Genomic DNA, 26349 nt, shown 5'->3' with positions numbered 1-26349 from the left:
ACCATGAAGTCGCACCAGAGCACCCAGACCATGAAGCCCGCGACCGCGGCGAAGAAGCTGGGTGTGTACCTCCCGGCCACCCCTGAGGAGTTCCAGGGGGGCGTCGTCACGCGCTCCGAACTGAACGAGTTGCAGGCGAACCCGCCCGCGTGGCTGACGGAGCTGCGGCGCACCGGCCCGCACCCGCGCCCGGTGGTCGCGGCCCGGCTCGGTGTGTCCATCGCGGGTCTGGCGCGCGGCGGGGTCACGGAGCCGCTCACCACCGAGCAGATCGAGGCGCTCAGGCAGGAGGGGCCCGAGTGGCTGGAGAAGGAGCGTGCCCTTCAGGCCGAGGTCCGCGAGGAAGCGGCGCGCCTCAAGGAGAAGAAGAAGGCGGACCAGTCCTGATTCCGGTCCCCGCACCTCAGCGCGCCAGGACCGTTCGCGCTTCCTCGAGAGCCTGTTCGGCGTAGCCGCGGCCGAAGAGGACGGCGTGCACCAGGAGCGGGAAGAGCTGGTGCAGCCCGATGCGGGCCCGCCAGCCGTCGGCGAGCGGGGCCGACTGCTGGTAGCCCTCCAGCACCTGGTCCAGATGGGGGCAGCCGAAGAGGTGCAGCATCGCGAGGTCGGTCTCGCGGTGTCCGCCGTGCGCGGCGGGGTCGATCAGCCAGACCTGGCCGTCGCCGCCCCACAACACGTTGCCGTTCCAGAGGTCGCCGTGCAGCCGGGCCGGCGGCTGAGTCGGGCCGGCCAGCTCGGGCAGCCGCTCGCAGACCCGCTCGATCACGGTGGATTCGGCGGGGCGCACGGTGCCGTCGTCGACCGCGCGGCGCAGGTAGGGCAGCACCCGGTGCTCGGCGTACCAGGCCGGCCAGTCGGTGCCGTCGACGTTCCGCATGGGGGCGCGTCCGATGTACGCGTCCCTCGGGCCGCCGGGCGGCGGGGCGCCGAAGGCGGGTGCTCCGGCGGCGTGCAGGGCGGCCAACTCCCGGCCGAACCGGACCGCGGCCGTCCCGCTCGGCTGCCCGTGCGGGACCTGGTCGGTCACCAGCCGGTACCGGTCGTGGCCGTGCACCGTCGGGATACGGACGGCTCCGGCGTCGGCCAGCCAGCGCAGCCCGGCCGCTTCGGCCCGTGCCGCGTCCGGTCCGTCCCCCCGCTTGACCATGACCAACTGTCCGCCGTCGAGGGTGACTTCGGCGAGCGTTCCGGACAGCCGGCGCTCTTCGATCACCGGGCGCCCGGTCAGCCGCGCGGCCGCTGCACCGGGCCCCTCGTCTTCCGCGGGCGTCTGAAGGTGTGTCATGCCGTGCCGAACCAGGCCTCGGCGAGTGAGGTCAGCGTTCCCTGGGCGGGGGCGTGCAGTTCGCGCAGATACCACGGCAGGTTGCTGTACACGTGCAGCAGTGTGTACGCGAGCAGCTCGTCCGGAGCGAAGGCGTGGCCGTAGGACCTGGTGAAGCGGGCCATCAGCCGCGGGTCGCCGCCGGTGACGAACACGCCGACGCCGACGAAGTCGTAGGCGCGGTGGCCGATCATGGCCGGCTCGAAGTCGAAGAGGCCGGTCAGGCGCGGGCCGTCGTCGGTTTCTACGAGGAAGTGCTGGCACATGACCTCGGTGTGCAGCAGCGCGGGGAGGGGCACGCGCGGCAGGGCGACCGAGGCGAGGAAGTCGGGGATCTGCTCCAGCCAGGCGTCCGGCAGCCCGTGCCTTTGCTGCTGCTCGACGGCGGCCGCCCGGCGACGGTCCAGGAACGCGCCCCAGTCCCCGGGACCGAGGACGTCGGCGAGGGGAGCGGGATCGAGGGCGTGGAGGACGGCGAGGGTCTCCGCGACATCGGCGACGAGGCGCTCGTGGTCGGCCCGTGACAGGCGGTCCCAGGCATGGGCCAGGTTCTCGCCGCGCAGCCGGGACATCAGGACGTACTGCCAGCCGTTCTCGTACGGGCCGAAGTCGTGCACCCGTGGCGTGGGGACCGGCAGCAGCCCCTGGATGTGGGACAGCACCCGCCCTTCGGCGACGCCGTCCTGGGCGGCGGCGTGCGGGAACAGCTTGAGGACGAGTTCGTCGCCCACGGCGTAGACCGGCTGCGACCCGTCCGGGAACCGTGTCAGCGGCTCGCCGGCCAGCCCGAGCCGGGCGCACAACTCCCGCGCACCGGCCCGCATCACCGTCTCGTCGGGCACGACCGCGTCCCACTCTTCGTCGGTCTCGACCACAGGCAGCATGACGTGGACGCTAGGCCGTCGGTCTGCTCGAACGCACGTCTCGGGGCAGAAGTGTGACCCTGGTGAAATCTTTCACCCATGTATTGACATACGGATGAAACGATTCGTAGCTTGAGCGATCATTTAGATGCGTGAAGAGAGTTCACGTATATGAACGGAGAGTCTCATGGGCGATCGCCGACGACGTCGCCGCCTGGCTTCCACGGTCACCGTCGCGGGGCTGATGTTCACGGCGGCAGCCTGTGGCTCCGGTTCCGGCAGCGCCGGCTCAGGTGACCCGAACACACTGGAGGTGTGGACCCGGAGCAATCCGGACTCCGCCGCCACCTACGACCGCGTCTTCGCCGCCTTCACCAAGAAGACCGGAATCAAGATCGACTACCAGCCGGTCATCAACTTCGACCAGCAGCTCCAGAGCCGGGCGTCCACCAAGGACCTGCCCGACGTCATGATCAACGACACCGCTCTGATGGGCAGCTACCAGAGTCAGGGCCTGCTCAAGCCCATCACCGCCGACTCGATCGCGGGCCACGACCAGATCACCGCCAAGACCTGGTCGTCCACCGTGGGCATCGACGGCAAGCACTACGGCGTCCCGTACTCCCGCCAGGCCATGACCTTGATGATCCGCAAGGACTGGCTGCACAAGCTCGGTCTCAAGGCACCCACGACCTGGCAGGAGACGCTCCAGGTCGCCAAGGCCTTCGCCAGCGGGGATCCGGACGGCGACGGCAAGGCCGACACCTACGGCATGGTCGTCCCCGGCAGCGCCCAGAACGGCTACGCCGCCTGGTGGGGCGCCAGCTATCTGTGGCAGGGCGGCGCGAAGATCATCGAGCCGGACGGCAACGGCGGCTACCGCCCCGCCATGGACTCGGCGGCGGCCGTGCGCGCCGTCACCTGGCTGAAGGACAACCTCTTCTGCGGCGACAAGAACGTCGTCCAGCCGGGCGCGCTCACGGCGATCACCAGCAACGCCACCAACTTCCAGGACGGCAACGCGGGCATGTACCTCACCGGCCCGTACAACATCACCACGTTCGACGCGACGCCCGGCAAGGACAAGTACGAGGTCGTGGCCGCCCCGGCCGGCCCCGCCGGATCCGACGTGCTGGCCGACGGCGAGAACGTCTACTTCGGCGCCAGGACCGGCAAGGCGAAGCAGGAGCGGGCGCTCGCCGCGTTCCTGATCTCTCCCGAGGGCCAGCGGATCGCCATGACCAGCGTCGACGGCCACCAGCCCGTCGTCCGCATCCCCGTCAACTCCACGCTCGACGCGGCGAAGGTGCGCGACGACGCCCGCTGGAGCGTGGTGCAGAAGGCGTACGAGGACAGCTCCGAGCAGTTCCCGAACGCACCGGACTTCGCCCCGATCAAGCAGGACACCGCCGACAGCCTCAACGCGATCTTCACGTACTGCGGCAGCGACGTCAGCTCCGGCCTGAAGGAACTCAACGACACCCTCTCCGGTGACCTCAAGGACCAGGACCTGTTGAAATGACCGCGACCGTCACCACGCCCCAGCGGCGCCCCCAGCGGCGCAGAGTCCTCGCCAAGAAGGCGGCGCTCCCCTGGGTGTTCCTCGCCCCCGGACTGCTGCTCGCCCTCGTGTTCAAGTTCCTGCCCATGGGCAAGGGCATCTGGCTCAGCTTCTTCGACGTACGGCCCTTCCTCGGCGACAAGTGGGTCGGCCTCGACAACTACACCCGGGTCCTGAGCGACCACCGCTTCCAGGACGCGATCGGCCACACCCTGCTCCTCGGTCTCGGCCAGTCGCTGGGCGCCATCGCCGTCGGCTTCCTGCTGGCCCTGCTCCTCGAAGGCCAGGCCCGCTCCCTGAAGTTCATGCGCACGGCCGTCTTCCTGCCGGTCGTCACCGCCACCGCCGTGGTCGGCGAGATGTGGCGGCTGCTGTACTACCCGACCTCCGACGGCCTGATCAACCACGGCCTCGGCTTCCTCGGCCTCGGGCCCACGCAGTTCCTCGACAACCCGAACACCGCGCTGTGGGCCACGATGGTCATGAGCATATGGATGCTCGCCCCGTACAACATGGTGATCATCCTCGCCGGCCTGGCGGGCGTGGACCGGTCCCAGTACGAGGCCGCCGCGATGGACGGCGTCTCCCTGTGGCAGCGCCTGCGCTATGTGACGCTCCCCGCGATCCGACCCGCGCTCGGCATCGTCCTCACCCTCGCCGCGATCCGCGGACTGCGCGTGTTCACCGAGGTGTTCGTCCTCACCGGCGGCGGCCCGGCCGGCTCCACCGAGGTCTGGATGACCCGCGCCTACACCCTCGGCTTCACCCGCAACGACATCGGCGGGGCCTCCGCGGCCTCCGTGCTGCTGCTCTGCGTGACCCTGCTGCTCACCGTCACGGTCAACTACTTCCGCAAGAGGGGAGACGTGCGATGAGCGCACCCGCCATCGATCCCGTCCGGACGCCGGCGCCCACCGCCGCGGCGCGCAAGGGCGGCCAGTCCCAGCGGGCCACCCCCGCCCGGTTCGACACGGCGCTCGGCTGGAGCGACCGGCCCGGCGTCGCCTGGGCGTTGAGAATCCTGCTGTGCGCGATAGCCCTCGGCATCTTCGCGGCGCCCTTCCTGACGATCCTCTCCGGCGCCTTCACCGCGCACGCCAGCGGCTCCTCGCTGTCCTTCCTGCCGCACGACAGCACGCTTCAGAACTTCAAGGTGGCGGGCGAGCGCGGCATCTGGGACTACTTCACCAACTCGCTCGTCATCGCGGGCGGCGCGCTGCTGCTCCAGCTCGCGGTGTCCGTGCTCGCCGCGTACGCGCTGGCCCGGCACCGGTTCCGCGGACAAGCCCTGATCCTGACCCTGTTCATGCTCACGATGATGCTCCCCGAAGAGGTCATCGCCATCCCGCTGTCCCTGGTCCTCGGCCACGTACCCGTCGTCGGCCTGGATCTGAAGGGCACCGCCTGGGGCGTGATCCTGCCGCTCGGCGCCTGGGGCTTCTCGGTGATGCTCCTGACCGAGTTCATGAAGGACATCCCGGCCGAGATCGAGGAGGCCGCCCGGATCGACGGCGTGGGCGAGTTCAGGATGCTGTGGCAGATCGTCCTGCCGTTGTGCAAGCCCGCGCTCGGCGTGGCCGGCGTGCTCGGCTTCGTCATGATCTGGGACCAGTACCTGCTGCCCCTGATCGCCTCCAAGGACCCCACCGACTACACGGTCACCGTCGCCCTGTCCATTCTGCGCACCGACCCCGAGGTCGGCTCCGGGGTGGTGCTGGCCGGTGCGGTCATCGCCCTGGTCCCCAGCCTGATCGTCTATCTGCTCCTCCAGCGCTCGCTGGTCACCGGCATCGCCGCCGGGGCCACCAAGGGCTGACCGACCCCCACGTTTGAGGGAGACATGAAGTTCCACGGAGTGCTGTTCTTCCCGGTCACGCCGTTCACCGCGGACGGCTCACTGGACGAGGACCCGCTCGCCCAGCACATCGAGGCGGGCGTCGCGGCCGGCGCGGGCGGCGTGTTCGTCGCCTGCGGCACCGGCGAGTTCCACGCGCTGACGGCCGAGGAGATCGAGCGGGCCACACGCGTCGCCGTCCGGACGACGGCCGGACGCGTGCCCGTCCTGGCCGCGGCCGGTGGCCCGGTGCCTGTCGCCCGCGACCAGTCCGCCCGCATCGAACGCGCCGGCGCCGACGGCATCCTGCTGCTGCCGCCGTACCTGGTGAGCGCCCCGCAACAGGGCCTGGTGCGGTACGCCAAGGAGGTCACGCAGGCCACCGGCCTGCCCGTCGTCTTCTACCAGCGCGGCACCGCCCGCCTCACCGAGGCCACGGCCGCCGAGATCGCCGCCCTGCCCGGGATCGTCGGCCTCAAGGACGGCATCGGCGACATCGAGCGGATGCACCGCATCGTCCGGGCCGTGCGTGCCGTACCGGGCAGGGAGGACTTCCAGTTCTTCAACGGCCTGCCCACCGCCGAGATGACCGCGCCCGCCTATCGCAGCATCGGCGTCGACCTTTACTCCTCCGCGGTGTTCGCCTTCGCCCCGGAGATCGCCCTGGCCTTCCATCGGGCGCTCGCCGAGGGCGACGAGGCGCTCGTCAACAGGCTCCTCGACGGGTTCTACGGCCCGCTCGTCGAACTCCGCGACGAGGTTCCCGGATACGCCGTGGCGTTGGTCAAGGCCGGGGTGACCCTCCGCGGCCTGGACGTGGGCGGCGTACGGGCGCCGCTGCTCGACCCGACGCCGGAGCACCTGGCCCGGCTCACGAAACTCATCGACCGCGGCCTGGAGGTGGTCGGCGCATGAATCCCACCAGGAGTTCGAACCCCACCAGGATCAGGGAGTTGATCGTCACCCCGATCGCCTTCCGCGACCCGCCGCTGCTCAACTCCAACGGCGTCCACGAGCCGCTCGCCCTGCGCGTGATCCTCCAACTCGTCCTGGAGGACGGCACGGTGGGGCTCGGCGAGTCCCCGGGAGGCACGACCCGGCTGGAGCGGCTTCAGGCCGCCGCGAAGGTGGTCGTCGGCATGGACGCCTTCGACACGACGGCCGTCGCCGCCGCGATCGACGCCGCCCTGCTGCCGACCGTGCCCAGCTCCCACGAGCGCGGCTGGACCACCTCGGCGGTGGAAGTGGCCTGCCTCGACGCACAGGGCAAGCTGCTCGGGCGCCCGGTCGTCGACCTGCTCGGCGGTACGGTCCGCGAGGCCGTGCCGTTCGCGGCGTACCTCTTCTACAAGTGGGCCGAACACCCGGCTCTCGACGGCCGCGTGGCCGTCGGCGACGACTGGGGCGAGGCGCTGGACCCGGCCGGGATCGTCGAGCAGGCCCGGCTGATGCAACAGCGGTACGGTTTCCGCTCGTTCAAGCTCAAGGGCGGTGTCTTCCCGCCCGACGAGGAGATCGCCGCGATCAAGGCGCTGGCGGAGGCGTTCCCCGGGCAGCCGCTGCGCCTGGACCCCAACACGGCCTGGACGGTGGAGACGTCGAAGTACGTCGCCCGCGAACTGGACGGCGTACTCGAATACTTGGAGGACCCGACCAAGGGCATCCCGGGCATGGCGGAGGTCGCCAAGGACTCCCCCATGCCACTGGCCACCAACATGTGCGTGATCGCGTGGGAGCACCTGAAGCCCGCGATCGAGCAGAACGCGATCCAGGTCCTGCTCACCGACCACCACTACTGGGGCGGGCTGCGCCGCACCCGTGAACTGGCCGCCGTCTGCGAGGCGTTCGGGATCACGCTGTCCATGCACTCCAACTCGCACCTCGGCATCAGCCTCGCCGCCATGACCCATGTCGCCGCGGCGATCCCGAACCTCGACCACTCCTGCGACACGCACTACCCGTGGAACTCGGCCGACGACGTGATCGTCCCCGGCGCCCTGGAACTGCGCGACGGCGCGGTCAAGGTCCCCACCGGGCCCGGCCTGGGCGTGGAACTCGACCACGACGCCCTCGACCGGCTGCACCGGCTGTACCTGGACTCCGGGATGCGCGCGCGGGACGACACCGGTTACATGCGGCGGATTCAGCCGGAGTACGAGCTCAGGCTGCCCCGCTGGTGACGGGGTTCACCCAGTCCTCGATGAGGCGGACGGTGCGCCGCGGGTGCTCCTCGTGGAGATAGTGCCCGGTGCCTCGGTGCGCGATCCTGCCCAGCCAGTGGTCGACGCGTGAGCCGGGTACGAGCAGGGTGCCGCGTTCCCAGGCGGTGACTTCGGCGGATGACCATACGGTCAGCGCCGGCTGGGTGCGACGGCTCAAGTACCGCTCGCTGTGCGGGCGGACGCCCACCGCGCCCGGGTCGGTGTACATCCCGGCGTACGCCTGGGCGCTGACGTGGCCGGGCGTCCCGAGCATGGTGCGCACGTGCGCGGTGCGCAGCCCGGCCGGGGCGTCCGGCGCGAAGGCACCGGCCACGAAGCCGGCCGCCGCGCGCGAGCCGTCGGCACGGTAGGCGGCCAGCCGGGCCGGGATCTGTTCGACCTCCTCGCCGTGGGCGCCGTGGGCGGGGTCGAGCGCGACCACCGACCGCACGGTGTGCGGATACTGGACGGCCAGCAGGTTCACGACCTGGCCGCCCATGGAGTGCCCGAGGGTGACCACGGGGTCGGGGCCCGAGGTGTCGATCAGGGCGGCCAGGTCCGCTGCCATCTCCGCCGGGGTGGTGCCCTCGGCCGGCACCTCGGAACGCCCGTGCCCGCGCAGATCGGGCACGACCACCCGGAACCGCTCGGCCAGCGCCTCCGCGTGCGCCGACCACTCCCGGCCGTCACCGCCCCAGCCGTGCACCAGCATCACCACGGGCCCGGCGGCGGGACCGAGACCGGTGCGGAAGAGGCGGATGCGGCCGAGGTCGATCACGGGTGGCTCTCCTGAGGACGGGTCGGGGGCAGCATGCCGGCCGGCTACGTCGACTACAGCTCCTCAGCTCTTTACGCCCTGGGCTTCCTGCGAGCCGGCGACGATGCCCTGGGTGTCCTGCGGCCTGTCGGCGGGTTCCGGAGTGTCCTCCGACCGGTCGGCGAGCTTGAGCCAGACCACTCCGGAGATGATGACGCACAGCCACAGGGACTTGATCGAGGTGAGGGTCTCGTCGAAGAAGGCGGGCCCCAGCAGCGCCGCACCGGCTGACCCGATGCCCGCCCAGACGGCATAGCCGATACCGACGTCGATGGTGCCCAGCGCGACGCTCAGTGCCCAGAGCGTCAGGAGGAAGAACACGACAGCGACCAGTGACCACGTCAGGCGGGTGAAGCCCTGGCTGCCGCCGACGGAGAGTGCGTAACCGATCTCGAATACTCCGGCAAGGAGGAGCCTGAGCCAGGGGTTGGCCGAGGAGCGGCCGGTGTTGGGCATGTGCCCGAGCCCTTTCGTAGAGGCAGAGATGGATCAGACGGTGGCGGGATGATCAGGCCGCACCGCTGAGCTGGAGGCCGACGACTCCCCCGATGATGACGACGATGCCGAGGGTCTTGCGCCAGTTCAGACGCTGGCCGAAGAGCACCGCTCCGAGCAGGGTGATGCCGACGCCGGCACTGGACGTCCAGATGGCGTATCCGACGCCGACGTCGAAGGTCAGCAGTGCCTTGCTGAGGAAGTAGGTCCCGATGGCACCGCTGATCAGGGTGGCGATGGTCCACGGGCGGTTCTTGAAGCCTTCGGCCTTGCCGGCAGCGATGGCGACGGCGACCTCGAAGATGGTCGCGATGGCGAGGTAGAGCCACTGCATGGCAGTCCTTTCATTTAATATTTGTTTGTACGTGCATGTAGATGTCCGCCATGGGACCCTGCCGCAAGACCTCAAACGGACGGATAGAGATTGCATGAACATGTATCTAGCTGTCAATGCCGCTCGGGCTGGGTTCCGGCGAGTTCGCCGTCCCGAGCAGGGTCGCCAGCAGGGACGGGCCGAGCGCGAGCAGGAACGACGTCCCGGTCATGCCCGGCATGTACGCGGCCAGGCCGCGTTCACTGTCCTGCGGCGCCGGATCCCGGAACGCAAAGAGCCGCCCGGGGCAGCGGGGCGGCTCTCGTGTGGCCCGTCCACAGGGGCGGGTCGTGGCAGGGAGGCGGTAAGGACTCCGGTCAGACGCCGCTGCGCAGCGCCTGGACCGTGCGGGCCAGCTCGGGGACGGCTCCCACGGTGTTCAGCGCCGAGCTCAGCACCTCGTCGTAGGTGCTCCGGGCGGCGGCGTAGCGCTCCCGGCCCTCGTCGGTGATCACCGCGTACACGCCGCGCTTGTCGTCGGGGCACAGGTCACGGAAGGCCAGGCCGGCCGCGTCCAGACGGCCGACCAGTCGCGTCACCGAACTCTGACCGAGGCCGATCTTGTCGGCCAGGTCCTGCATGCGCAGCTCGCTGTCGGCGGCCTGGGCGAGACACTCCATGGCACGGAATTCCGACAGGCCGATGCCGTGCTTGCGCTGTAGCGCCTGGGTGAGCTGGCGTTCGACATGCGTGTGCAAAGCGAGGACCTTGCTCCACATGACCTGGTCGGAGGACGCGGTGGACGCGTAAGAGATGGCGGTCATCGGGGAGCCTCCCAAGCGGCGTTGCCGACAATATACATGTCTGCGCAAGCTTCCACACTCGTCTTTGATTCCCCAGGTGACCCATAGCGTAGTGATATTTGTACAGACAAGCAACCAGCTGGGCGACCTCCCAGGCCCTGTCACTCGTTGTGCAGCACCTCCGCGACCGTCAGCCGCGCGGCGCTCCGCGCCGGGACGAACGCGCCCAGGACGGCGATCGCGACGCCCGCGGGGGCCAGGGCGAGGAGGGCGGGGACCTGCCAGACCTCCATCATGGACGACGGCAGGGTGATGTCCACCGCGTCCGCCATCCGCGGTACCACCAGCTGGTGGCCCGCCATGCCCAACGGGACACCGAGCACGGATCCGAGCACGCCGAGCACCGCCATCGACGTCACCGTCATCACGGTGACCTGACGTGGTGTCATGCCGATCGACTTGAGCATGCCCAGGTCGCGGCGCCGGTCGCGGGTGTTGAGGACAGCCGTGTTTAAGACGCCGAGCGCGGCGACCACGGCCAGCATCAGAGTGAGGACCGACGCGGAGCCGACGATGGTCTGCGTGATGGTGTTGGCGCCGACCGGGTCAGGGGTGATCCCGGGGTCGGCCGCCCGGGCCGCGCGGACATAGGCCGCCGGGTCCGCTCCGGCACGGAGCTTGACGTGGTAGGCGATGGGTTTCTCCAGCGGGGCCAGGGTGGTCAGCGTCGTCGAGTCGGTGACGACCGTCCGACGGTCGCTCTGCATGTACTCCCCCACGATGATCACCGCCGCGTCCCGGTCGCCCTTCTCCAGGCGGATGCGGTCGCCGACCCGCAGGTCGTTCTTGCGCAGGAAGGCCGAGCCGGCCACGACCTCACCGGTTCGGTGCGTCCACCGGCCCTTCGTCAGCACGCTGTCCAGCTGCGGCCGGTCACCCCGCCGGCTTTCGAGCATCACCTCGTGCGCGGAGCCCGCCACGCGTGCTTCGATGTCGAATCTGGCGGTGACCTCGCGGGCGCCGGGCAGGGAACGCAGCAGCGACTGGAGTTCGAGGTCGCTGTGTTCCGGCTGGATCTCCTTGCCGTCCTTGTGGTTACTCGCGTACACCGTGACCTGGTAGGCGTCCCGGCCCGCGTTACCGAACTTCGTCATCGTCGAGGCCAGGCCGGTCGCGAACGTCACGGTGGTCACGCCCAGGACCACGGCGGCGAGCGTGAGGGCGCTGCGGCCCGGCCGGGAGAACGGCAGGCCCACCCCCAGGCTGACCGACCGCGGCAGCCTGCTGCCCGCCAGCCGGCGCTGGATGCCGGGCGCCCGCCCGGCGCGCGGGGCGCTGCCCGCACTGATCGCCCGCGCCGCGGACAGCCGGTGGGCGCCCGCCGCCGGAGCGAGCGCGGCCAGGACGCACACAGCGGGCATCCCGAGCAGGGCGAGGGCGTTCACCCAGGGCGCGACGGAGACGCTGCCGTGGAACACCCCGGCGTCGGGCCCCGTGAAGACGAACTCGAAGAAGGGACGCGACAGCAGGTTGCCGGCGAGGGTACCGAGCGCGCAGCCGACGACGGCCGGGACGGAGATCATCGTGAGGTAGACGGCGACCACCTGTCCCGGGGTGAAGCCCAGCGCCTTGAGGATGCCGATGTGCCGGAAGCCGGAGATCACCGCCCCGCTGACCACGTTGGCGACTATCAGCACCGCCACCACGATGCCGAGGATCCCGAAGGCCATCAGGTAGGGGGTGTACGCGCGGGCCGCGCTGCCTATCTGTTCCTTGAGGGTGAGATACGACCGGGAGGCGATCAGCGCGTCCTGCGGCAGCCCCTCGGTGACGGCGGACAGGCTCACGCGGAGCCGGTCCTGCGAGGCGGCGTCCGTGAAGCGGAAGAGCATCTGCGTGGCCGTCGGGTGCAGCGCCGCGCTCTGCTCGGGGGCGACCCAGGCGTCCGCGCTCTGGCTCAGGTCGAAGGCGAACCCGACGACGGTGAGGTCCGGGCCCGACGGCACCTGGAGCCTCTCGCCCATGTGGTCCATGGTCCATTCCGGGTCCCGGTTCAGGACGACCTCGCCCGGCCGGGTCGCCCAGCGGCCCGCCCACAGGTCCAGCCGGTCCACCAGGCCCCCGGGGCCTGCGCGGCCCACGACCGTGAGGTCGGTGCCCAGGCCGAAGTTCATGGTCTCGCGCGGCAGTTCGACCGTGGCCTGGGCGAAGGGCCCGGCCGCGGCTTCGACACCCGATCGCCGGGCCGCCCGCGCCAACTGCGCGTCCGAGACCCGGGCGGGATCGAACGCCGCGATGACATGGGGGCCGCGCTGCTTGCCGAAGGCCTTGTCGAACGGCGCGGAGGCCGCGTCCAGCAGACCGAGCGCCACCACGATCGCCGCCGTCGAGGTCAGCGTGATCAGGGCGATGACGAGGGTCTGGAGTCTGCGCCGCCGCACCGCCGCGCGCGCGGCCCGCCACACCGCCCTCATGCGCTCGGCTCCAGGGTGTGCTCGCCGGTGACCCGGCCGTCGGTGATCTCGACCAGCCTGCCGGCGCAGCGGCGGGCGAGGTGCTCGTCGTGGGTCACCAGGATCAGTGTCTGGCCGATCTGGTTGAGGTCGAGCAGCAGGTCCATCACCTGCTCGCCGGCGCGGCTGTCCAGGGCGCCGGTCGGCTCGTCGGCCAGCAGGAGGGCCGGGCGGTTCATCAACGCCCGTGCCACGGCGACGCGTTGCCGCTCGCCGCCGCTGAGCACCGCCGGATAGGCGTTGCGGCGGTCGGCGATGCCGAGTTCGTCGAAGAGCTCCAGCGCGCGGCGACGGGCCTGCCGGGCCGGGGATCCGGTCAACTGCGCGGCCAGGGCGACGTTGTCGAGCGCCGACAGGTCGTCGACGAGGTTGAAGAACTGGAAGATCATGCCGATACGGCGCCGCCGGTAGAGGGCGAGACCCTTCTCGCTCAACTCCCCCACGCTCTCGCCGTGCACGACGACCGAGCCGCCCGTCGGCCGGTCCAACCCGGCGATCATGTTGAGCAGCGTGGACTTGCCGCACCCCGAGGGCCCCATCACCGCGACCGCCTCCCCCGCCCGGATCTCCAGCGACACGCCGTCCAGCGCGGTCGTCTCGCCGTACTCCTTGCGCACACCGTCGAGTCGTACGACGGCCTCTCCCTTGCTCTCCTCAGCGATCATGCGTACGACGCTACGGAGCGGACCGTGGCCTGAACATCCCTCCCGGGATGGCAGATCGGGCCGTCCTCATCCTGGAGATGCAGGGCCCTGAATCCACAGGCTGATGCGGATCGGGTGCCGGTCTGCCAAGGTGGGCCTCGTGTCGGACGGGGAGACGAACGCGCTGATGGCGGCGGTGGGGGTGGCGTGTGCGGCCGTCGTATGGCTGGCGGTGGCGCTGTGGCGTACGCGGCGGCGGTGGCAGGCGGCCGTCGGGGAGCGCGGGTGGCTGCTGGAGCGGGAGCGGGAGAGTGCGGCGCGCGCCGCGGTCGCGGCCGAACGCGACCGGATCGCCCGGGAGTTGCACGACATCGTCAGCCACAACGTCAGCCTCATGGTGGTCCAGGCCGGGGCCGCCCGCGAGGTGCTGGGCACGATGCCGGACGAGGCCGCGGCTGCCCTGCGGGCCGTCGAGGACGCGGGACGCGGCGCGATGACCGATCTACGGCATCTGCTGGGGCTGTTGGCGCCGTCGCAGAGCGGGGAAGACGCGGCATACGAGGAAGGGGGCGAAGGGGGTGACGTCCGCGGCGCTGAGGACCTTGCGCCGCAGCCCGGCCTCGACCGGCTCGGCGCGCTCGTCGACCGGATCTCGTTCGCCGGGCTGCCCGTCGAGGTGCGGATCTCCGGGGAGCCGCGCCCGCTGCCGCAGGGGATCGACGTGACCGCGTACCGGATCGTCCAGGAGGCGCTGACCAACGCGCTCCGCCACGGCGACGGAGGCAAGGCCGAGGTCACCGTGCGGTACGCGGACCACGCCCTGCGCGTGGAGGTGCTCAACACCGGGCCGAGTGTCCTGACCGGCGGTACTCCCGCGCGGACGGCGCCCCGGCACCGGGAGGGCACGGGACGCGGACTGCTCGGGCTGCGCGAGCGGGTCGCGGTGTACGGCGGGGACCTGGACGCGCGGCGCCGCCTCGGCGGCGGCTACCGGGTCCGGGCGCGCATCCCCCTGGACCGCCCGTGACCGCGGCCGAGCGGACTCCCCGCGTGCTGATCGTCGACGACCAGAACCTGATCCGGACCGGCTTCCGGCTGATCCTGACCGCCCGGGGCATCGAGGTGGTCGGCGAGGCGGCCGACGGGGCGGAGGCGGTCACGCTGGCACGCGAACTCAAGCCGGACGTCGTGCTGATGGACATCCGCATGCCGGTCATGGACGGCCTGGAGGCCACCCGCCGCGTCCTGGAACAGACCCCGGACTGCCGGGTGCTCATGCTGACCACCTTCGACCTGGACCGCTACGTCTATACGGCACTGTCGGTCGGGGCCAGCGGCTTCCTGCTGAAGGACGTCACCCCGGAGCATCTGGCGGCGGCCGTACGGCTGGTCGACACGGGCGACGCCCTGCTCGCGCCATCCATCACCCGGCGCCTGGTGGAGCGCTTCGCCTCGGACGCCGTTCGCCCACCCGCCGTCCACGGTGACCTGACGGCCCTGACGCCCCGCGAGCTGGAGGTGCTGACCCTGTTGGGCCGCGGTCTGTCCAACACGGAGCTGGCCGCCGAACTGACCCTGAGCGAGGCCACGGTCAAGTCCCACGTGGCCCGCATCTTCGCCAAGCTGGCCCTGCGCGACCGCGCCCAGGCCGTCGTGCTCGCCTATGAGACGGGGCTGGTCAGGCCGAGGGAGCTGTAGGGCCCGCTGGGCCTTCCCCGCCAGGCGTCCGGCTGCCTAGCGTGCGGACATGGATCAACAACAGGAGCACTCCGTACAGTCCGTACGGCATTTCGACCACTGTCCCTGGCTGTTCGCCGAGGAGGCGACCGGGGAACAGCGCGTCGGCCAGCGGGAGCGGCAACGGGCGATCGGCGGGGACACGGAGATCGGGGAGCGGTGTTACGTCGCCGAGTCCGCGGCGGTGTTCCCGGAGCGGCTGCGGCTCGGGGACGGTTCGTACATCGCCGCTCATGCCTATGTCACCGGGGAGTTGACCACCGGCGCCGACTGCACGCTGAACCCGTTCACCACCGTGCGGGGCACGGTCGCCCTGGGCAGCGGCGTACGCATCGGCGCCCACACCTCGCTGCTCGGATTCAACCACTCCATGTCCCCCGACCGGCCGGTATTCCAACAGCCGCTCACCAGCCTGGGGATCAAGGTCGGCGACGATGTGTGGATCGGCTCGCACGTGGTCGTGGTGGACGGCGTGACCCTCGGCGACCACTGTGTGATCGGCGCCGGAGCGGTGGTCACCAAGGATCTCCCGGCGTGGACCGTGGCCGCCGGGAACCCGGCACGCCCGCTGCGCGACCGGCGCGACACCCGAGCGGCCCCGGCCATCCGCCCCGGGCGCGGCGAGGACACCCTGGCCCGGTTCGCCGACACCGCCCGCGCCCAGGCCGCGGACCTGCTGGCCGGGTGCTGGGACGGCGGCCGGTACGTCGACCGTCCCGGTACGGCGCCCACCGTACGGGCGCACTGCGACGCCGTGGAGATCGCCGACCTGCTGCTGGGCGCGGCGCCCGGGCAACTGCCGGCCGACGAGCATGTCGGGCGCCTGGGCGCATTCCAGGACCCGGACACGGGACTGGTGCCGGAGTTCGGCGAGTCATTGCCGGAGGACCGCTTTCCTCGTGACGGGGCGGCGCTGTACCACATCCTCTGCGTCGGCTACGCCCTTGACCTGCTGGATGCCGCCTTCCCGCACCGGGTCTGCGGGGCAAGGGACATGACGGCTGGTCAACTGGTCGCTCGACTTGAGGAGTTGCCCTGGCGGGACGGCGCGTGGGGCGCCGGAGCCTGGATCGACGCCTGGGCCACGGCCGCCCACTGGAACGTGCGGCGCGGCGAGGACCGCGGTAGGGAGTCGGGCGCGTGGGAGGCGCTGTTCGGCTGGCTGCTGTCCCGGGCCGATCCGTGGACCGGGATGTGGGGCGTCCCCTCGCCCGGGGCCGGGCGGTTGCAGGTGGTCAACGGCTACTACCGGCTGACGCGAGGCTCGTTCGCCCAGTTCGGGCTGCCCGTGCCGCACCCGGAGCGGGTCGTGGACGCGGTACTGGACCACGCCCGCGACTCCCGCTACTTCGGCGCGGGACAGGAGAACGCCTGCAACGTGCTCGACGTCGCCCACCCGCTGTGGCTGTGCACCCGGCAGCTCGGGACGGGCGGCGGCAGCGGCTACCGTACGGCCGAGATCCGTGGGTGGGCCGAGCGGCAGCTGGCCGCTGCCCTCCCCCGCTGGCGGGACGGCCGGGGCTTCGGCTTCGGGCCCGGCACCGCGGGCCCCGGTCCGGAGCCGGGGCTCCAGGGCACCGAGATGTGGCTGGCCATCGTCTGGCTCCTCGCCGACCTGCTTGGCCGGTCCGACGCACTCGGCTACCGCCCGCGCGGCATCCACCGCCCCGAACCGGCACCCGGCGCCGTATTCCCTTTGGGCCGGAACATGCCCGACCCTGATCGCGGGGCGGATCGCCGGGCCCTCGGACCAACCGGTGCCCGGGATTGAGGAGTGAAGGCGAGGAGTGAGGGCGTGGACACAGGCGGGGAGACGACTGTGGTGGTGACCGGCGGCAGCGGTTTCGTCGGCAGTCATCTGGTCCGGCGACTGCTGGAGCGGGGCTACCGGGTCCACACCACCGTACGCAGCCTCGCGAACGCGACGAAGGTGGCGCCGCTGCGGGAGATGCAGGAGGCGTTTCCTCACCGACTGGCCCTGTTCGAGGCGGACTTGCTGAAGCAGGGCTCCTTCGACGAGGCGATGCGCGACTGCCGGGTGGTCTTCCATGTGGCGTCACCGTTCTTGATGCCGGAGAAGATCAAGGACGGCCGCAGGGACATGGTCGACCCGGCGCTGCTCGGCACCCGCAACGTGCTGGCGAGCGTGGAGCGGACGCCGACGGTCGACAGGCTGGTCTTCACCTCCACCGTCGGCGCGATCTTCGGCGACTACGCCGACGTCCTGGACATGGACGACCAGGTGCTGTCGGAGAAGTACTTCAACGCCACGAGCACGGTGGAGAACAACCCCTACCACTACGCGAAGACGGTCGCGGAACGGGCGGCGTGGGAGGCGGAGGCGGCCCAGGACCGCTGGCGCATGGTGTCCGTCAACCCCGGCCTGATCCTGGGCCCTTCGCTCGCCCCGTCGTCGGAATCCGGCAGCCTGTTCCTGCTGGACGAGCTGTTCAAGGGCTACTTCTTCTACGGCGCGCCGGACTTCAGCTTCACGACGGCCGACGTACGCGAGGTGGCCGACGCGCACATCGCGGCGGCGGAGCGTCCGGACGCGAAGGGGCGGTACATCGTCGCGGCCCGGACCATGACGTCGTTCCGCGAGATGTCCCGCATCATCCGCGGCCGCCACCCCCGCGACCTCCGCCTTCCGCGCACCGCGCTCCCGCACTGGCCGGTGCGTGTCCTGGGCCCGGCCTTCGGCCTCACCCAGGACTACATCCGCAGACACCTCGGCATCCGGTTCCAGGTGGACAACAGCCGCAGCGTGCGCGAACTGGGCATCATCTACCGCCCGATCGAGGAGACGGTGCTCGACCACTACGAGGCGTGGCGGGAGCGGCGCGGGGCTAGCAGCAAGCCGAGCGCGGCGGGGCGCAGGGACGAAGGTCACAGATACGTATCGGACATTTAACGCTTCAATCTTCACACCAGGCACACAAGTTGGCTAGGTTGACATCCAGTTCTCGCCCACCCCGGGACCGACCCGGCACTCGACGGGTCGATTCAGTGGGCGGAGTACGGAAGGAGTACGTCTCCCATGGCGCCGGAACGAACCTCGCGTCCCGGAGGGAGCAGCCTCCCGGGCATGCGCAACTCCGCGCTCGCGACGGCGGCTCTCACCTCCGTGGCCCTGTTCTCGCAGCCCGCGGGCGCCACGCCCGCGACGGGGGACGACGGGCCGAGCCGCGAAGAGGTCCGGCAGCGAGTCAACACCCTCTACGACCAGGCCGAGACCGCCACGGGGAACTACAACGCGACCCGTGCGACGAAGGCGGGCTCGCCGGGGCGGCGGACCGGTTCGGTGACCGACAACGAGCGCGCCGCCCGGGCCGGTTCGGTGACCGCCGAACCCTCCGACACCCGCGAGCCCGCCGACCCTGCCCTCGCCGAAGTCGCCAGGCAGTGGTTCGAGGTGGCGCGCGCGAAGCTGGGGCCGACCGTCCCGGCGCTCCTGCCGACCGACCGCAAGCCGGTCCGTCCGGCCGCCCAGACCCGGCCCGCGCGCCCGGCGGCCGGCCTCACCCAGCCTGAGCCGAAGACCGCGGACCCCACTGTGCCGGAGCTGACCGCCAAGGCCGCCCCCGCACTGCCGAGCGGATCGGGAACGCGGCAGGAGGCTCCCCAGGCGCTGCCCGCTTCAGCCACCAAGCCGGGCCAGTCCTCGCTGCAGGCCACCAAGGAACGGAACCGGCACAAGCTCACCCTGGCCCGCGAACAGCTGGCCGACCACGCCGCCACACTCAGCACACCGCTCACGGCGATCGAGTCCCGCCCCGCCGAGAACACCTGGGCCACGGAACCGACCCACTACGCGACCGAAGCGAACTGGCAGCAACAACAGCCGACCACGTTCACGACGGCCGACTCGCCCATCACCACGAGCCAGTCCTTCACGACGGGCGTGCCCAGCGACACCGGCGGCTACCCCCTCGCCGTGGGGCAGGCCGCCGACACAGGCGGCTACCCGGTCATCACGGGCACGCTCGCCGACTCGGGTAGTTACCCCCTTGCCACGGAACAGATCGCCGACACAGGGGGCTACCCAGTCGTCACGGGCACACCCGCCGACACGGGTTCCTACCCAGTCGCCACGGGCCAGCCCGCCGACACAGGCACCTACCCCCTCAACACGGGCCAGCCCACCAACACGGGAAACTACCCCCACACGACCGGCCAGCCCACCGACACAGGGGCCAACCCAATCATCACGGCCACACCCGCCGACACGGGAAACCACCCCCTCCCCACCGGACAGACCACCGACACAGGCACCTACCCCCTCAACACGAGCCAGCCCACCAACAGGGGAAGCTACCCCCTCCCCACCGGCCAACCCGCCAACCCGAGCTACCCCGTCGCACCAGGCCAGCCCATCACCGCAAGCCAGTCCCTCACGACAGGCACGCCCACCGACACGGGCTACTCCCTCGCCACGAGCCAGCCCGCCACTGCGAGCCGATCCCTCGCCACGAACCTGCCCACCGACACGGGCTACTCCCCCACCACAGGCCAGCCCGCCAACACGGCCCACCCGGTCACCACCACCCTGCCCACCAACCCGAACCACCCCCTCAGTGACCAGGTGACATCCCCCGGACACGACACAAAGGCCGCCAAAGTACTCACCTTCGCCCGCGCCCAGATCGGCAGGCCGTGCGTCTGGGGTGCGGCCGGGCCGGGATCGTACGACTGCTCCGGGCTGACCCAGGCCGCCTGGAAGGCCGTAGGAGTCGAACTCCCGCGTACCACGCAGGCGCAGGCGAGCGTCGGCACGCCGGTCGCCCTCTCCGGGGTGCTGCCCGGGGACCTGCTCTTCTTCTTCGACGACCTCAGCCATGTGGGCCTCTACGTCGGCAACGGCATGATGGTTCACGCGCCGAGCCCGGGGGCGTACATACGCGAGGAGTCGATCTTCCACGCCGGCGAGTCGGCGATCCGCGGAGCGATCCGGCCGGCCTGAGCCGTAGCTGACGCCCACGCACCGAACCCGCCCCGTCGACGGCCTGACCGGCCCCCGGCCCCGCTCCCCGTTGACCTATTCGCACCATCCGCCCCGCCGGTCCCACCAGACCCACCAGACCCAAAAAGACACACCAGCCCCACCAGCCCCACCAGCCGGGCCCTTCCCAACCTGCAACCCCGATCCCGCACAACTCTGGACGCCTCCTCCGGACCTGGCCTAGGGTTCCGTAGCGCATAGCAAGCGCTTTCTGACCGCGCCCGACCAAGCCAACGCACTCGCGCTTGCTGCTTCGCAGCTCTTCGGCCTTCTCCCGACCGCCCATGCGTCGGCTCCGCACACGGCCCGCACGAGAAGCCGTCGCGGCCCGGCGCGGAAAGGAAGCGTCTCGTGCCGCACAACGAACCACAGGGCCCGTCGCAACCATTGACCCGTAAGTCGTTCCTGCGAGGCATGGCAGCCGTTGGGGTCGCCCCGCTGCTCCCCGCGGTGCTTCCCCCGACCGCCCGAGCCGCTTCGTCGGGGGCGGACTTCCCGCTGGTGCGGGGCGGCGCGGCCGTCGACATCTTCGTGGACGCGGCCGACGACCCCGCCGTCATCCGGGCGGCGGGAGACTTACAGGCGGACGTGGAACGGGTCACCGGGGTACGGCCGCAGCTGCGCCACGCCCTGCCCGAACGGGCGGCCCTCCTGGTCCTGGTGGGCACCCTCGGAGCGAGCCCCGTCGTCGACCGGCTCGTCGCGGAACGGCGCCTGGACGTCTCCGGGGTGAAGGGGCGCTGGGAGGCATCGGTGACCCAGGTGGTGAACCGCCCGCTGCCCGGCGTGGACCGCGCCCTGGTCATCGCCGGAAGCGACCGGCGCGGCACGATCTACGGGATCTACGACACCTCGGAGCGCATCGGGGTCTCGCCGTGGTACTGGTGGGCCGACGTCCCCGTCGAGCACCGCGACACCCTCACCGTGCCCGCGGGCCCACTCAAGCGGTACGAGCCGTCCGTCCGTTACCGGGGCGTCTTCATCAACGACGAGCAGAACCTGACCACTTGGTCCCGGCGCACCCAGGAGCCGGACAAGAACATCGGTCCCGAGACGTACAAGCGCGTCTTCGAGCTGCTGCTCCGTCTGAAGGCCAACTACCTGTGGCCGGCCATGCATCCGTACTCCGACTTCTTCAACAAACACCGGGAGAACCCCGAACTGGCCGACCGCTACGGCATCGTCGTCGGCTCCAGCCACCCCGAGGCGCTGCTGCGCAACGGCGTCCACGAGTGGGAGCCGTGGGCGAAGGAGCACCCCGGTGCGGACGGCACCCCGCCGGTCTACGACTACACGGTGAACCCCGGTGTCATCTCCGACTACTGGAGAGCCCGGGCGAGACAGAACGCGGCCTACGAGAGCAGTTGGACGCTCGGCATGCGCGGACTGCACGACAGCGCGCTGGAGACCAAGTACGCCACCACCGTCCCGGAGAAGGTCGTGGTGATGAACGACATCATCGCCGACCAGCGCCGGATCCTGGCCGAGGAGGTCGGCACCGCGGCCGAGCCGCAGATCTTCATCCCGTACAAGGAAGTTCTGGAGCTGTACAACGCGGGCGTGCGGGTCCCCGAGGACGTCACGCTGATCTGGCCCGACGACAACCACGGCAACATGCGCCAGCTGCCGAACGACGCGGAGCGCGTGCGCCCGGGCGGCAACGGCATCTACTACCACCTGTCCTACTGGGGCCGTCCGCGCAGCTACCTGTGGCTGGACACCACGCAACTGTCCAAGGTCTGGCAGGAGTTGCGCCGGGTGTACGAGCACGGTGTCGACCGCATGTGGATCTTCAACGTGGGTGACCTCAAGTCGATCGAGACCGGCTTGGCCTTCAGCATGGACATGGCCTGGGACGTGGACCGGTGGGACGCCGACCACGTCGAGGACTTCCTGGCCGAGTGGGCCGGACGGCAGTTCGGGCAGCGGCACGGCCGGGAGATCGCCGCGATCCGTACCGAGTACTACCGCCTCGCGGCCGAGCGGCGCCCGGAGTTCATCGACCGCGCGATGTTCTCCGTGGTGCATCACGGCGACGAGGCGGGACGCCGGCTGGCGGCGTACGAGCGGTTGCTGGAGCGGGCCCGAACGACGGGGGCCAAGCTGCCCGAGTCCTACCGGGACGCCTTCTACGAGCTTGTCGAATACCCGGTGCACGGCGCGTACTTGATGAACCTGAAGTACTACTGGGCGGACCGCAACGCGCTCGCCCTCCGGCAGGGGCGCGGGGCCGGGACCAATCGCTTCGCGGACCTGGCCGAGGCCGCCCACGCCGCGGAGGCGGCGATCACCAAGCGGTACAACACCGAGGTGGCGGGCGGGAAATGGGACGGGATCGTCAACCCGTACCCCTCGCAGATCCCGAAGGCGCCGGGCCGCCCGGCCGTCACCCGGGTCGCCCGGCAGGAGACCTCCGGGCTGGGGGTGGCCGCCGAGGGCAACGAGACGGGAGCGGAACGCCCGCTGTCCTTCTCCTCCTACACCCGGGACCGACGCTTCGTGGATGTCTTCAACACCGGTTTCCTCGCGGTGGACTGGGCGGCCGAGGCCGGCCATCCGTGGGTGCGGCTGAGTTCGGCGGGCGGCTCTATGACGGAGCAGACCCGGGTGTGGGTGGAGATCGACTGGGCGCGCGTTCCCGAGGGCGCGCACGAGTCCGCGGTCGTCCTCACCGGTGCCGGACAGCGCGTCGAGGTGCCGTTGCGTGTGGTCAGCGAGAGGGAGCGGGCCCGCGCGTTCGTCGAGGCGCACGGCTATGTCTCGATCGACGCCGGGCACTTCGACCGTCGGGTGGCGCGCGGCGGAGCCCGCTGGCGGACCGTGCGCGGGCTGGGCCGTCGTACGGGAGCCGTGGAGGCCGTGCCGTCGACGGCGGCGCCGGTCACCGGTGACTTCCCGAGCCGGGCGCCGGAGTTGGGATACCGGGTGCGGTTCACGAGCACCGGGAGCTTCCCGGTCACCGTCTTCCGCCTGCCCTCCCTGGACGAGCGCGGACAGCGCCGGGTGGCCGTCGCACTCGACGACCAGCCGGTCACCGTCCTGTCCGGGCAGGCCGTCGCCACCGGCAACCGGGGGGACGCCTGGGCCCGCAATGTGGAGGAGGGCATCGAGAAGCTGACCGCCACCGTGACCGTCACCGAGCCCGGCGAGCATGTCCTGCGGCTCTTCATGGTCGACGCCGCGATCGCCGTGGACCAGATCGTCATCGACACCGGCGGCCTGCCCGCCACCTACCTCGCACCGCCGGAGAGCTACCACCCGGTGTTCAACCGGGACCCCGGGTACGCGCCGGGAGTGGACGCTCCGGCTCAGTAGCGCGGCTCGCAACGGCGGCACAGGGTCCGCCGGAGGCGTGGCTCAGAGCTGTTCCTGTGTCGCGTCCAGGCCCTGGGGATCACCGTTGAAGAGGTCGATGAATCCGAACGGTGCGCGTTCGCCGAGGCAGAGGTCCAGTATGTCGTGCGCCTCGGCGTAGAACGGTTCGGTGCGCGGGAACAGCGCCTCCTCGTAGGCGGTGAGTGCCGCCTCGAAGTCGTCCGGGTGAGCGGCGACGGCCTTACCGAGTTCGGCGCCGTCGAACATCGCGAGGTTCGCGCCGTCACCGGACGGCGGCATCAGGTGCGCGGCATCGCCGAGGAGCGTCACTCCGGGCACGCGCTCCCGGCGGTTTTCGCGGTCTGCACCTCGATCCCCCACTACTGGACGGCCTGAACACCGCAGCGGACCCGCGACCGCCCACGACGCCGGGCGCCCTATAACCTTTCAGGTTTCCGCCGGCGTGCTGTCAGCAGACGATGAGCGAGCCGTCACCGAGAGCGGTGACGCAGACGACGAGGCAGAAGGCCGTCCGCGGCGTCTCGTTGCCCCATCGGCCCTGGACAGCGGGAGGACCGCACACATGATCGCACTCATGGACCCTGAGGTGGCGACCGAGGCCCTCGCCTCTGCCCCGGGCACACCCGTACTCTGCCCCGCGACTTCGAAGGGCGGCGGAGTGGGCATCGGTAGCCGCAGGCCCGTGCACCGCCCCGCCACCGCGAAGTCCGGTCCGGGCGTCGGTACCCGCAGGCCCGTGCACCGCCCCGCCACCGCGAAGGGCAGCCCGGGCGCCGGTACCCGCCGGTCTGTCCGCCACCCCGCCACTGCGAAGGGCAACTCGGGCGTCAGTGGCCGCAGGTCCATCCCTGTTGGTCCGGGCAGGCGCTAGCCGACCCCGGCTCCGGCTGGTGCCAGCAGACGGGAGGAGACGGATGGGGAACCCACCTATCACGGTGGAGCGGTGGGAGGGGCTGGAGTGCGCCGTGCAGCTGGACGTCGTGCTGCCGATGTACAAGGAGATCTGGGCCGAACCGCCGTACTGCGAAGGCACGAAGGAGATCGCCGACTTCGTGGACCGCTTCGCGCAGGAGGTCAGGGTTCCCCGCGCCCGCCTCGTCGTGGCCCGCTGCGGCGACCTGCCCGTCGGCTACGCCTTCGGCTACCCCCTGCCGCCGGACACCGGCTGGTGGAAGGCGATGGAGGAGGAGACGACAGCGGAGTTCGCGGCCGAGAGCGGTGAGCGCACGCTGGGCATCGTCGAACTGGCGGTACGGGCCGGATGGCGGCGGCAGGGCGTGGCGGCCCGGCTGCACGCCCACCTCCTGGAGGGCCTGGGCGTGGAGCGCGTCACGCTGGCGATGCGGCCCGATCCGGAAGCCGCACCGGCGCACGCCGCCTACGCCGCATGGGGCTACCGCCGGATCGGCCACTGGCGGCCGGCAGACGACGAGCCCGTCTCCCACATCATGCTGCTGGCTCTGCCCACCGCCGCACACGGGGTCGTCGGGTGACCGGGCCTGTACGCGACCTTGTGCCGCATTCTGTCCGGCGGCGGATCGGGCGCGCTGCGGGCCCAGGGGCCCACAGCGCGTGTGACATCACCGTCCGGACCACCTGATGGGCAGGGTGGGTTTGAGGGCGGGGCGTCGTCGGGGAGGGCTGCTGCGGCAGCGGGGGTTCCGGCTGTACTGGAGCGCGCAGAGCATCTCGCTGGTCGGGGACGAGATCTCGTACCTGGCGGTGCCGCTGGCCGCCGTGCTGTTGCTGGACGCGGGCGCGGCCGAGATGGGGTGGCTGACGGCGGCGGAGCTGCTGCCCTCGCTGTTGCTGTCGATCCCCGGCGGGGCCTGGGCGGACCGGCAGACCAACCGGCGCAGGGCGATGATCGTCGCGGACATCGGGCGCTTCGCCGCCATCGCTTCCCTGCCGCTGGCGTATGCGTGGGGCACGCTGACGATGGCTCACCTGTATGCGGCGGCGTTCACCGTCGGGGTGCTCACGGTGTTGTTCCGGGTCTGCAATCACCACGTGTACGCGTCCGTGGTCACCGCGGACAGGTATGTGGACGGCAACGCGCTGCTCTCGGGGAGCAGGTCGGTGGCCGCGGTCGCCGGGCCGAGCACGGGCGGAGCGCTGGTTCAGGCACTGTCCGCGCCGTTCGCCCTGCTCATGGACGCCATCACCTACCTGGTGTCGGCGGTGTGCCTGGGACGTATCAGGACGCGGGAGGCGCCGCCCGCACCGCGCGGTGAGGGCGGGCTTGCGGACGGGCTGCGCTGGGTGACGGCGCACCGCACCCCGGCCCTGCTGCTGGCCGGGGTCGCCATGCTGAGCCTGTGCCAAACCCTCACGACGACTCTGTTCGTGCTGTACGGGACCACCGAACTGGGACTGACCCCCGGGACGATGGGGGCGGTGTTCGCCGTGTTCGGGCTCGGCGGCCTGGCCGGCGCCTACGCCGCGCCGCGCGTGGTGCGGCGCATCGGCATCGGCCCGGCCATCGTGACCGGCTTCCTGGGCTTCAGCCTGCCCCTGCTGCTGGTTCCGCTGGCCGGCGGCCCCGCGGCGTTGGTGATCACGGCGCTGGTTGCCGCGCACCTCGGCGCCGGCTGCGGGGTCGCGGTCCTGGACATCTCCGCCAACAGCTATCTGATCGCCGTCATCCCGCCCACGCTGCGCTCCCGCGTGATGGGCGTGGTGCAGACAGCCAACTTCGGAGTGCGCCCGATCGGCGCGGTACTGGCCGGCACGCTGGGCAGCGCGCTCGGCCTGCGGCCCACCCTGTGGATCGGCACGGCGGGTGCCGTACTGAGCGTGCTCTGGGTCGCCGTGTCCGCGTTGCCACGCGTCCGGGAACTACCCGAAAACACCGCGCGACGCAGAGACGAGCATGAAGAAGCAGGGGTTTGACCACCGGACGATGCCGG

General features: G+C 71.0%; 21 protein-coding genes and 2 pseudogenes. 14 read left to right on the top strand and 9 right to left on the bottom strand.

Features of this window, described 5'->3' with window-relative positions; genetic code table 11:
* The first annotated feature begins 3 nt into the window (after positions 1–3).
* Positions 4–387: a DUF5997 family protein gene (locus AB0I77_RS23510; protein ID WP_363284617.1), complete on the top strand. Its 384-nt coding sequence runs from the start codon at positions 4–6 to the stop codon at positions 385–387.
* 16 nt (positions 388–403) lie between these two features.
* On the opposite strand, the gene AB0I77_RS23505 is transcribed toward AB0I77_RS23510, so the two are convergent.
* Entirely contained in the window at positions 404–1285 is an 882-nt protein-coding gene (locus tag AB0I77_RS23505; protein ID WP_363284616.1) for a fructosamine kinase family protein, read from the bottom strand.
* Positions 1282–2208: an aminoglycoside 3'-phosphotransferase/choline kinase family protein gene (locus AB0I77_RS23500; RefSeq protein WP_363284615.1), complete on the bottom strand. Its 927-nt coding sequence runs from the start codon at positions 2206–2208 to the stop codon at positions 1282–1284. Before AB0I77_RS23500 ends, AB0I77_RS23505 begins: the two co-directional genes overlap by 4 nt.
* Before the next feature lie 166 nt (positions 2209–2374).
* On the opposite strand from AB0I77_RS23500, the gene AB0I77_RS23495 reads away from it, so the two are divergent.
* The 5 genes from AB0I77_RS23495 to AB0I77_RS23475 are packed head-to-tail and all read left to right on the top strand — an operon-like array spanning position 2375 to position 7762.
* On the top strand, positions 2375–3709 hold the full coding sequence (locus AB0I77_RS23495; RefSeq protein WP_363284614.1) for a sugar ABC transporter substrate-binding protein: 1335 nt from the start codon (positions 2375–2377) through the stop codon (positions 3707–3709).
* Complete coding sequence (locus AB0I77_RS23490; protein ID WP_363284613.1) at positions 3706–4623, top strand: sugar ABC transporter permease; 918 nt, start codon at positions 3706–3708, stop codon at positions 4621–4623. The genes AB0I77_RS23495 and AB0I77_RS23490 overlap by 4 nt, the downstream gene beginning before the upstream one ends.
* Positions 4620–5564 (top strand): carbohydrate ABC transporter permease, encoded by a 945-nt coding sequence (locus tag AB0I77_RS23485; RefSeq protein WP_363284612.1) that lies wholly within the window; start codon positions 4620–4622, stop codon positions 5562–5564. The genes AB0I77_RS23490 and AB0I77_RS23485 overlap by 4 nt, the downstream gene beginning before the upstream one ends.
* A gap of 24 nt (positions 5565–5588) precedes the next feature.
* Positions 5589–6497, top strand: coding sequence for a 5-dehydro-4-deoxyglucarate dehydratase (locus AB0I77_RS23480; RefSeq protein WP_363284611.1), 909 nt, complete (start codon positions 5589–5591; stop codon positions 6495–6497).
* Positions 6494–7762: a glucarate dehydratase family protein gene (locus AB0I77_RS23475; RefSeq protein WP_363284610.1), complete on the top strand. Its 1269-nt coding sequence runs from the start codon at positions 6494–6496 to the stop codon at positions 7760–7762. The genes AB0I77_RS23480 and AB0I77_RS23475 overlap by 4 nt, the downstream gene beginning before the upstream one ends.
* On the opposite strand, the gene AB0I77_RS23470 is transcribed toward AB0I77_RS23475, so the two are convergent.
* From AB0I77_RS23470 to AB0I77_RS23445, 6 genes are all read right to left on the bottom strand, one after another.
* Positions 7743–8561, bottom strand: a complete 819-nt coding sequence (locus AB0I77_RS23470; protein WP_363284609.1) for an alpha/beta hydrolase — start codon at positions 8559–8561, stop codon at positions 7743–7745. The two genes, AB0I77_RS23475 and AB0I77_RS23470, sit on opposite strands and share 20 nt — an antisense overlap.
* 63 nt (positions 8562–8624) lie before the next feature.
* Positions 8625–9056 (bottom strand): multidrug efflux SMR transporter, encoded by a 432-nt coding sequence (locus tag AB0I77_RS23465; RefSeq protein ID WP_363284608.1) that lies wholly within the window; start codon positions 9054–9056, stop codon positions 8625–8627.
* 52 nt (positions 9057–9108) lie between these two features.
* A complete protein-coding gene (locus AB0I77_RS23460) occupies positions 9109–9429 on the bottom strand; it encodes an SMR family transporter (RefSeq protein ID WP_363284607.1) in 321 nt (106 codons plus the stop codon).
* 356 nt (positions 9430–9785) lie between these two features.
* Positions 9786–10232 carry a MarR family transcriptional regulator gene (locus AB0I77_RS23455; RefSeq protein WP_363284606.1) on the bottom strand — a complete coding sequence of 149 codons (447 nt, stop codon included), beginning with the start codon at positions 10230–10232 and terminating at the stop codon, positions 9786–9788.
* Positions 10233–10372: 140 nt separating this feature from the next.
* Entirely contained in the window at positions 10373–12685 is a 2313-nt protein-coding gene (locus AB0I77_RS23450; RefSeq protein WP_363284605.1) for an FtsX-like permease family protein, read from the bottom strand.
* Positions 12682–13389 carry an ABC transporter ATP-binding protein gene (locus AB0I77_RS23445; protein WP_363284604.1) on the bottom strand — a complete coding sequence of 236 codons (708 nt, stop codon included), beginning with the start codon at positions 13387–13389 and terminating at the stop codon, positions 12682–12684. Before AB0I77_RS23445 ends, AB0I77_RS23450 begins: the two co-directional genes overlap by 4 nt.
* A gap of 139 nt (positions 13390–13528) precedes the next feature.
* Here AB0I77_RS23445 and AB0I77_RS23440 point away from each other — a divergent pair, with 139 nt between their 5' ends.
* The 6 genes and pseudogenes from AB0I77_RS23440 (at position 13529) to AB0I77_RS23415 (ending at position 23419) form a co-directional block, all read left to right on the top strand.
* Positions 13529–14395 (top strand): histidine kinase, encoded by an 867-nt coding sequence (locus AB0I77_RS23440; RefSeq protein WP_363284603.1) that lies wholly within the window; start codon positions 13529–13531, stop codon positions 14393–14395.
* Positions 14392–15066 carry a response regulator transcription factor gene (locus AB0I77_RS23435; RefSeq protein WP_363284602.1) on the top strand — a complete coding sequence of 225 codons (675 nt, stop codon included), beginning with the start codon at positions 14392–14394 and terminating at the stop codon, positions 15064–15066. The genes AB0I77_RS23440 and AB0I77_RS23435 overlap by 4 nt, the downstream gene beginning before the upstream one ends.
* 49 nt (positions 15067–15115) lie before the next feature.
* Positions 15116–16876 (top strand): acyltransferase, encoded by a 1761-nt coding sequence (locus AB0I77_RS23430; protein WP_363284601.1) that lies wholly within the window; start codon positions 15116–15118, stop codon positions 16874–16876.
* 24 nt (positions 16877–16900) lie between these two features.
* Positions 16901–18016, top strand: a complete 1116-nt coding sequence (locus tag AB0I77_RS23425) for an NAD-dependent epimerase/dehydratase family protein (RefSeq protein WP_363284600.1) — start codon at positions 16901–16903, stop codon at positions 18014–18016.
* A 1686-nt stretch (positions 18017–19702) separates the two neighbouring features.
* A pseudogene (locus tag AB0I77_RS23420) lies at positions 19703–20065 on the top strand (C40 family peptidase); the annotation flags it as partial.
* A 453-nt stretch (positions 20066–20518) separates the two neighbouring features.
* Complete coding sequence (locus AB0I77_RS23415; protein WP_363284599.1) at positions 20519–23419, top strand: glycosyl hydrolase 115 family protein; 2901 nt, start codon at positions 20519–20521, stop codon at positions 23417–23419.
* A gap of 42 nt (positions 23420–23461) precedes the next feature.
* On the opposite strand, the pseudogene AB0I77_RS23410 reads toward AB0I77_RS23415, so the two are convergent.
* Positions 23462–23773 (bottom strand): annotated as a pseudogene (locus tag AB0I77_RS23410) (FAD-dependent monooxygenase); the annotation flags it as partial.
* Positions 23774–24354: 581 nt separating this feature from the next.
* On the opposite strand from AB0I77_RS23410, the gene AB0I77_RS23405 reads away from it, so the two are divergent.
* Entirely contained in the window at positions 24355–24933 is a 579-nt protein-coding gene (locus tag AB0I77_RS23405) for a GNAT family N-acetyltransferase (protein WP_363284598.1), read from the top strand.
* 106 nt (positions 24934–25039) lie between these two features.
* On the top strand, positions 25040–26332 hold the full coding sequence (locus AB0I77_RS23400) for an MFS transporter (RefSeq protein ID WP_363284597.1): 1293 nt from the start codon (positions 25040–25042) through the stop codon (positions 26330–26332).
* The last annotated feature ends 17 nt before the right edge of the window (positions 26333–26349 follow it).

Origin of the sequence: Streptomyces sp. NPDC050619 (genome assembly GCF_040654815.1) — a bacterium.
Lineage (GTDB): Bacteria > Actinomycetota > Actinomycetes > Streptomycetales > Streptomycetaceae > Streptomyces.
This window is presented reverse-complemented; position numbering and strand designations above follow the sequence as displayed.

What these genes read in the sequence shown, in the direction of transcription:
- AB0I77_RS23460 (WP_363284607.1), bottom strand. Translation starts at nt 9,429, where the DNA reads ATGCAGTGGCTCTACCTCGCCATCGCGACCATCTTCGAGGTCGCCGTC.
- AB0I77_RS23480 (WP_363284611.1), top strand. Translation starts at nt 5,589, where the DNA reads ATGAAGTTCCACGGAGTGCTGTTCTTCCCGGTCACGCCGTTCACCGCG.
- AB0I77_RS23475 (WP_363284610.1), top strand. Translation starts at nt 6,494, where the DNA reads ATGAATCCCACCAGGAGTTCGAACCCCACCAGGATCAGGGAGTTGATC.
- AB0I77_RS23400 (WP_363284597.1), top strand. Translation starts at nt 25,040, where the DNA reads ATGGGCAGGGTGGGTTTGAGGGCGGGGCGTCGTCGGGGAGGGCTGCTG.
- AB0I77_RS23500 (WP_363284615.1), bottom strand. Translation starts at nt 2,208, where the DNA reads ATGCTGCCTGTGGTCGAGACCGACGAAGAGTGGGACGCGGTCGTGCCC.
- AB0I77_RS23455 (WP_363284606.1), bottom strand. Translation starts at nt 10,232, where the DNA reads ATGACCGCCATCTCTTACGCGTCCACCGCGTCCTCCGACCAGGTCATG.
- AB0I77_RS23465 (WP_363284608.1), bottom strand. Translation starts at nt 9,056, where the DNA reads ATGCCCAACACCGGCCGCTCCTCGGCCAACCCCTGGCTCAGGCTCCTC.
- AB0I77_RS23490 (WP_363284613.1), top strand. Translation starts at nt 3,706, where the DNA reads ATGACCGCGACCGTCACCACGCCCCAGCGGCGCCCCCAGCGGCGCAGA.
- AB0I77_RS23405 (WP_363284598.1), top strand. Translation starts at nt 24,355, where the DNA reads ATGGGGAACCCACCTATCACGGTGGAGCGGTGGGAGGGGCTGGAGTGC.
- AB0I77_RS23485 (WP_363284612.1), top strand. Translation starts at nt 4,620, where the DNA reads ATGAGCGCACCCGCCATCGATCCCGTCCGGACGCCGGCGCCCACCGCC.
- AB0I77_RS23495 (WP_363284614.1), top strand. Translation starts at nt 2,375, where the DNA reads ATGGGCGATCGCCGACGACGTCGCCGCCTGGCTTCCACGGTCACCGTC.
- AB0I77_RS23445 (WP_363284604.1), bottom strand. Translation starts at nt 13,389, where the DNA reads ATGATCGCTGAGGAGAGCAAGGGAGAGGCCGTCGTACGACTCGACGGT.
- AB0I77_RS23510 (WP_363284617.1), top strand. Translation starts at nt 4, where the DNA reads ATGAAGTCGCACCAGAGCACCCAGACCATGAAGCCCGCGACCGCGGCG.
- AB0I77_RS23505 (WP_363284616.1), bottom strand. Translation starts at nt 1,285, where the DNA reads ATGACACACCTTCAGACGCCCGCGGAAGACGAGGGGCCCGGTGCAGCG.
- AB0I77_RS23450 (WP_363284605.1), bottom strand. Translation starts at nt 12,685, where the DNA reads ATGAGGGCGGTGTGGCGGGCCGCGCGCGCGGCGGTGCGGCGGCGCAGA.
- AB0I77_RS23415 (WP_363284599.1), top strand. Translation starts at nt 20,519, where the DNA reads ATGGCAGCCGTTGGGGTCGCCCCGCTGCTCCCCGCGGTGCTTCCCCCG.
- AB0I77_RS23430 (WP_363284601.1), top strand. Translation starts at nt 15,116, where the DNA reads ATGGATCAACAACAGGAGCACTCCGTACAGTCCGTACGGCATTTCGAC.